The following is a 6,255-nucleotide window of genomic DNA, read 5'->3' as shown; positions in this document are numbered from 1 at the left end:
CATCACGGAAACCATTCTGCTTACGCAGCTTAGGTAAAACCTCGTTTTCGAATGTTTTAGTAAATTCCGTCTCGGCATCTTTCTTTAATTTCATACTAACGATTCGTGCATACATATCAAACCTCCTGGTCTTGATTTGTAAGGAGCTGGAAGTTATAAGAACTTGGAGCTGGTTATTTGTTTAGGATTACTTAACTATAATAGGTTAATTATGTCCACTTGTCAATTAATTCTTGATCTTCATAACCTTCTCAGCTTTAGGGATCTAGGCCAGAAGTATTTGTGAAAACTTAACTTGACTCAGTCATAAAGTTGAGTATTATTTAACTAACATTAGTTAAGCATCGAATTTAGCATGGATATTGCAGAACTTATACGAGCCAGGCTCGAAACACTGGGTTACGAACAAAAGGAGCTTGCCGCAGCGTTATCGGTGACGCCCTCGTTCATCTCGCAGTTGCTAAAAAGGAAGAAGAGTCCACCATCTCCAAGCAGGACTGATATATACCGGAAGATGGAAAAATTCCTAAAACTCGGAGCCGGAGATCTTTCTAAGCTTGCTGATTTGCAGCATAAGCAAGAACTAAAGCGCAAATTTGATTACCCGACGGTCCCATTGTTTGGAGAAGTTCGGGAGCTGATTCTTCGAAAATGCGTACCAGTTAAACGCAACGAGATGCATCACATTTTTGAGAAAGAGCCTTTCGGTGAAATTGAGCGAATCATAACGCAGAAACTGCTCGATGTCGCAAAAGACATGACCAAGCAGGCTTGGAATAATGAAACCTGGCTGCGACTTGTTGCTCGAGCGAACCACAAAAGCTATGAAGAAATGCGTGTCATCGTTCTTGAATTCCTAGACTCGGATATTTTCAATCTGTCCAGCCAGAACGCTATCTACTTTCTAAGGCCTCTGATTCAATCATGGGATATTGACCTCGTCACATTGGAAATGACCATCGTATTAAGTTTTAGCCAGGGCGAAGAACGGCTAAAAAGATTCGCCTTTGTTGAAATCGAATCTAACGGATCCGTAGAAGAACCCGGATTAAAAGATTTTCTGAGCGATCAGTCGCTGAGCAAGAACATAACAGAAGAGGAGGTAAAGTTCTTGAAGCAACTAAAATTCCATGAAAAAAGACCCAACGCCTTTTATTATTATCGTGAACTGCAAAACTTGAGGGATCCATTGCATTTTCACGCCAAGAAGGTCAAGCGTTAACCGGATCCTTAGTGTCCCTTCCCATAAATATGATGACATATGCTGCTGGCTCGCAGCGGCGGCAGGCATCTGCTTCGTTGCCGCTCCTCGACGATGCACTGGGGCATCGACTGCGTCGAGGCGCCTCGCATCTGCCTGCCCGGCGCTCGCGCCATATGTCATCATATTTATGGGAAGGGACACTTAGTCCCCATTTTTTAGGAAGCAAAAAGTTTGCAGAACTCACCATTTACAATGAAATTATATTGTAGAGGTGAGGACAATATGGAAAAAGATGAGTTGCTTCGAAAACAATTGCGTCGATTGCTCGATTGGGAAGACGCGCATGTAAGTTTCGATAAAGCGATCCAGGGCATTCCACCCGATTTGCAGGGCGTGCAACCCGCGGGTCTTCCTTATTCAGCCTGGCAGATTCTGGAACATTTGCGTCTTTGCCAGTATGACATCCTGGACTTTTGCCGTAATCCTGAATACAAAGAGCGCGGCTTCGAAGACTACTGGCCCAATACGATTGCGCCAAACGCAGTGGATGCTTGGAATAAAAGTATTGCGGCATACAGAAAGGATCGTGAGGATCTCACGTCACTTGCCATCAAACCAGAGATCGATCTTTATGCTATGATTCCGTGGGGCACTGGCCAGACCATCCTTCGCGAACTGCTGCTCGTTGCCGATCACAACGCATATCATGTTGCTGATCTAATCGCGGTCCGAAGACTGCTTGGCTTGTGGTCTTCTTGACAGGCGTTCGGACTTATTTCTTCATCGAAAGGGAGACCCGTTTGCGTTGCAGATCGACATCCAGAACGGTGACGGTAACTTTCTGGTGCACCTTAACCACATCGTTTGGGTCCTTTACAAACCGGTCCGCGAGCTGACTGATATGAACAAGTCCATCCTGGTGAACCCCGATATCCACAAAAGCTCCAAACGCAGTTATGTTCGTGACGATGCCGGGCAGTTTCATCCCGGGTTTCACATCTTCGATTTTTTCGATTCCCTCAGCAAAGTGAAATACTTCAAAATGTTTGCGTGGATCCCGCCCCGGTTTCGAAAGTTCATTCAGAATATCGCTGAGTGTAGGAATGCCGGTGGACCCGGTTACGTATTTTTCGAGTTCAATCGACTTCGGTAGATTCTGATTCTGGATCAGATCTCGCACGGAGCAGTTGAGATCCTTCGCCATCGCATCCACGATTTGATAACTCTCCGGGTGCACAGCGCTGGCATCCAGAGGATTTTTCCCGTCGCGAATCCGTAAGAATCCGGCGCATTGTTCGAATGCCTTCGGCCCCAGCTTCGGCACTTTCTTGAACGCCGCGCGTGAAGGGAATGGTCCCATTTCATTTCTGTGCTTCACGATATTCGCCGCAAGTTGCGGTCCGAGTCCCGATACATACATCAGCAGCTCTTTACTCGCGGTATTGACTTCAACACCGACAGCATTGACGCAGCTCATCACAACATCATCCAACGACCGTTTCAGCGGTCCCTGTTCCACATCATGCTGATATTGTCCTACACCGATCGATTTCGGATCGATCTTAACAAGCTCCGCCAGCGGATCCATCAATCTTCTGCCGATTGAAACCGCTCCGCGAACGGTCACATCCTGATCCGGAAATTCTTCGCGCGCAACTTCGGATGCCGAATAAACCGATGCGCCACTCTCATTCACCATCACGATTGTGATGTTTGTAGGCAATTGCAATTTCTTGATGAATGTTTCCGTTTCTCTGCTGGCTGTGCCGTTGCCGATGGCGATTGCTTCAATATGGAATTTTTCGCAAAGCCGTGTAATCGTTTCAGCGGCTTTGGCCTGGCCCGCATCGGACAGCGGAAAGATTGTGTCGTTTTGCAGCAGTTTTCCCTGTTTATCCAGACAAACCACTTTGCAACCTGTGCGAAATCCTGGATCGATCGCCAGAATTTTCTTCTGTCCCAGCGGTGGCGCGAGCAGCAACTGGCGAAGGTTTTCAGCGAAGACCCTGATCGCTTCCTGGTCCGCTTCCTTCTTTGTCGCTGCTCTGATCTCCGTTTCCATCGAAAGAGACAAAAGCCTTTTGTAGCAATCACGTGATGCAACTCTCACTTGTTCCGAACTCAAACTCTGACCTTTGACAACAAGCGTTTCCAGCAACGCGATTGCTTCCTCTTCCGGAGGCAAAACACGAAGGCTCAAAAAGCCTTCCTCTTCACCGCGCCTCATTGCGAGCACGCGATGCGAAGGCGCCTTCAATGCCGGCTCCTCCCATTCAAAGTAATCCCTGTACTTGTTCCCTTCTTCCTCTTTTCCGGAAATTGCGCGGGACTTGAAAGTGCTCTTTGATTCGAACAGCCGGCGCATTTTTGTGCGCACAAACTGATCTTCGTTAATCCATTCCGCGATGATATCCCGGGCGCCGGACAGTGCATCTTCTACAGATTCGACGCCTTTCTCGGGAATCACAAAGGGAAGCGCGATGTTCTGCGGATCCCCCGGTCCCTGTTTAAAAATCAGCTGTGCAAGAGGCTCCAGTCCTTTCTCTCTCGCTATCGTCGCTCTTGTCCGGCGTTTTGGCCTGTAGGGGAGGTAGATATCTTCCAGAACCACCATTGTTTCGGCCGCCAGAATCTTTTCTTTCAGCTCCGGCGTGATCTTGCCGCTTTCTTCCATCGATTTCAGGATCGCTTCTCGTCTTTTGTCCAGCTCCACGAGCTGGTCAAAACGGTCACGAATCGCAGTAATCGCTACTTCGTCCAGAGAGCGCGTCGCTTCTTTGCGATAGCGCGCAATGAAAGGAACGGTTGCCCCTTCTTCGAGCAACCGAACAACCGCCTGCACCTGACCTTCACTGACGTTTAATTCCCGCGAAATCTTAAGAAAATGCGTTTGGTGCATGAGAGTCGAACGCGTAACGAACTACTGGCCTTTATGTACTCCTCCTTTGGCGGTTGTGCGGATTACTCGATCGTTGCGAGGTTGCAGTGGACGGAAGTTATTGCCCATGATGTTTTGGAATGAATGGAACTGTTCTTCGGATATTGTGGCAGCCTCTTTGAGTACGAACCACGTCACAATTGGGGAGCAGGGAGGCGTGGTGAGTGAACCATCGTAAGTGTAGTAGGAAGATGTTTCCGTCAGGGCATCGGCTATGTTTATGTGATGTTCGGAGGTGAAGTGATCTCCGTCCTTTTGTGGTAAATGGTCGTCAAACTCCGACAGGAATTTGTTCTCGCCTCCGATTCTGAAGAACGTTCCAAGCACAGCCAGGTTGCCGGTTTCCGGATTTCTGAAAACAGCATGCATTTCCATTGGATACCGAACTCCCCGAACGGTGTGTTCCGAAAAGGTATGGAAGTGGAATTGCAGGAGGTCGTAGATGACTCCGTTCAAACTTAGAGTGCTGCCGGGTTCGTATTCCTGCTCGATGGTATGACCGTTGTTGATTAATTCGATTTCAGTATCACGCAGTTCGAGATCAAGCGACTTGAGTGCATTATCCAGTGTGGCTCGAGAGATGTCGATTGGCGTTTGCCGCAAATCGGTGCTGCAGGCTATCCAGGAAGGGTCGAGTTCACCCCAGTATCCCGGGCCGATGTCTCCTGAATAGCCGAATTCCGTACCTTGCACCCAAGTTCCGCATAGAGTGAAAATAGTCATGACCAGAAGCTGAAAGCAGTATCTCATCGAAATCTCCCGTGTTTAGGAATTACATCTTAACACTTGAAGCGTTAAGCTGAAGTCTGCGGGTAAAAAAGAGTAATCGCTACGGCAACGCTCCGGCAAAAGCTTTCGCTGTATCGTAGAATTCGAAGAAATCTGCAATTTTTCCGTTTCTAAAGGTGAAGAAATCTGCTTTCGGCGTCTCAATGAATCATTTCCCAATCCGCTCCCAGACCCTGGAAGTATCGTTCCAAATCCTGTTTGGAACAGCACTCAAGAGTAAACTCCATCGGAGCGGCCCCACCTGCAAGCGATCGAAATCGCACGTCCTCTGACATCAAATCCATCCAAGTTTGAATGCTCGCGCCACGCGTATCGTTCCATTGTTTGTAAGCGTGTTGAAGTTTAGTCACATTTTCCTGTTCTTGACCCATATCTACCTCCTAAAGCTTAGGATACACGAAACCGCCTGCATTTGAATCTCACTCATCTTCGAGTTGAAAATTGGGTAGAGTTTTAAGCGGAAAGGGCCTCGACGAATAGCGATCTCGCTTTGGAGTTATTTCGTAGCTTTGCGAGAGCTTTTTCCTGGATTTGACGCACTCTTTCGCGGGAGACACCGATGATTTCTCCAATAACCTTCAACGTGTAACATTTTTCGTGATCCAGACCAAAGCGCAAACTAATCACCTGTCGCTCTTTCTCGCGAAGATCACCCAGTATCTCTTTCAGGTCGTGTTTCCTTGCATCCTGCATCAAACCTTCATAAGCTTTTGCGCCATTGACCTCGGGCAAAATGTTTTGAAAGGTTTGCTCGCCGTCTTTTAAAGGCTGATCCAACGACACCGGCTCTCCGCAAATCTTTAAAATATCCGTAACGTCCTCGACACTAAGTCCTATCCCATCTGCCACAGCCTGAATCGTCGGTTTTTCATGAGCATCATTTGTTAACACGGAGGTCGTGATGCCGATTTTGTAAAGCGTATTGTGCACCTTTACCGGCAATCGAAATGGATGTCCCATTCTCGACAAAAGGTCCAGCATAGATTGGCGGATCCACCATACTGCATAGGAGATAAAACGGATGTTTCTGGCGGGATCGAAGCGCTTTGCTGCCTGCATCAAGCCAAGATTCCCTTCATTGATCAAATCTAGAAAGGGAACTCCAAAAGCACGATACCTTTTTGCAACTTTCACAACAAAACGCAGATTGGATGCCACAAGCGTTTGAATTGCCAGTTCTTCGCCGCGTTGAGCGCGGGAGCCCAGTTCCTTTTCTTCTGCTATGGTCAATAGGGGAATGGCCGAGATTTCGTTCAAATAAGACTGTAAGGGTTCGCGGCTGCTGTTCGTTTTTGAACGCTTCTTTTTTTTAGATTCCATTTTT

Annotated in this window: 6 protein-coding genes; 2 read left to right on the top strand and 4 right to left on the bottom strand. The window is 47.7% G+C overall.

Annotation, left to right across the window (positions count from 1 at the left end):
• Positions 1 to 355 precede the first annotated feature (355 nt).
• Both L0156_10205 and L0156_10200 read left to right on the top strand, forming a co-directional pair.
• Positions 356 to 1,222 (top strand): helix-turn-helix domain-containing protein, encoded by an 867-nt coding sequence (locus L0156_10205; protein ID MCI0603375.1) that lies wholly within the window; start codon positions 356 to 358, stop codon positions 1,220 to 1,222.
• A 264-nt stretch (positions 1,223 to 1,486) separates the two neighbouring features.
• Positions 1,487 to 1,963, top strand: a complete 477-nt coding sequence (locus L0156_10200; protein ID MCI0603374.1) for a DinB family protein — start codon at positions 1,487 to 1,489, stop codon at positions 1,961 to 1,963.
• Between the two features lie 13 nt (positions 1,964 to 1,976).
• Here L0156_10200 and L0156_10195 read toward each other — a convergent pair whose 3' ends face one another.
• The 4 genes from L0156_10195 to L0156_10180 all read right to left on the bottom strand — a co-directional run.
• On the bottom strand, positions 1,977 to 4,103 hold the full coding sequence (locus tag L0156_10195) for an RNA-binding transcriptional accessory protein (protein MCI0603373.1): 2,127 nt from the start codon (positions 4,101 to 4,103) through the stop codon (positions 1,977 to 1,979).
• Positions 4,104 to 4,124: 21 nt separating this feature from the next.
• The gene (locus L0156_10190; GenBank protein MCI0603372.1) at positions 4,125 to 4,892 is read right to left on the bottom strand and encodes a carbonic anhydrase family protein; all 768 of its coding nucleotides are present in this window, start codon (positions 4,890 to 4,892) and stop codon (positions 4,125 to 4,127) included.
• A 179-nt stretch (positions 4,893 to 5,071) separates the two neighbouring features.
• On the bottom strand, positions 5,072 to 5,302 hold the full coding sequence (locus L0156_10185) for a hypothetical protein (protein MCI0603371.1): 231 nt from the start codon (positions 5,300 to 5,302) through the stop codon (positions 5,072 to 5,074).
• An 82-nt stretch (positions 5,303 to 5,384) separates the two neighbouring features.
• Positions 5,385 to 6,255 (bottom strand): RNA polymerase sigma factor RpoD/SigA (locus L0156_10180; GenBank protein MCI0603370.1); only part of this gene is annotated, 871 nt, incomplete at its 5' end.

Source organism: bacterium (assembly GCA_022616075.1).
GTDB lineage: Bacteria > Acidobacteriota > HRBIN11 > JAKEFK01 > JAKEFK01 > JAKEFK01.
Note: the sequence above shows the minus strand (reverse complement) of the source record. Positions and strands in the feature narration are given on the sequence as shown.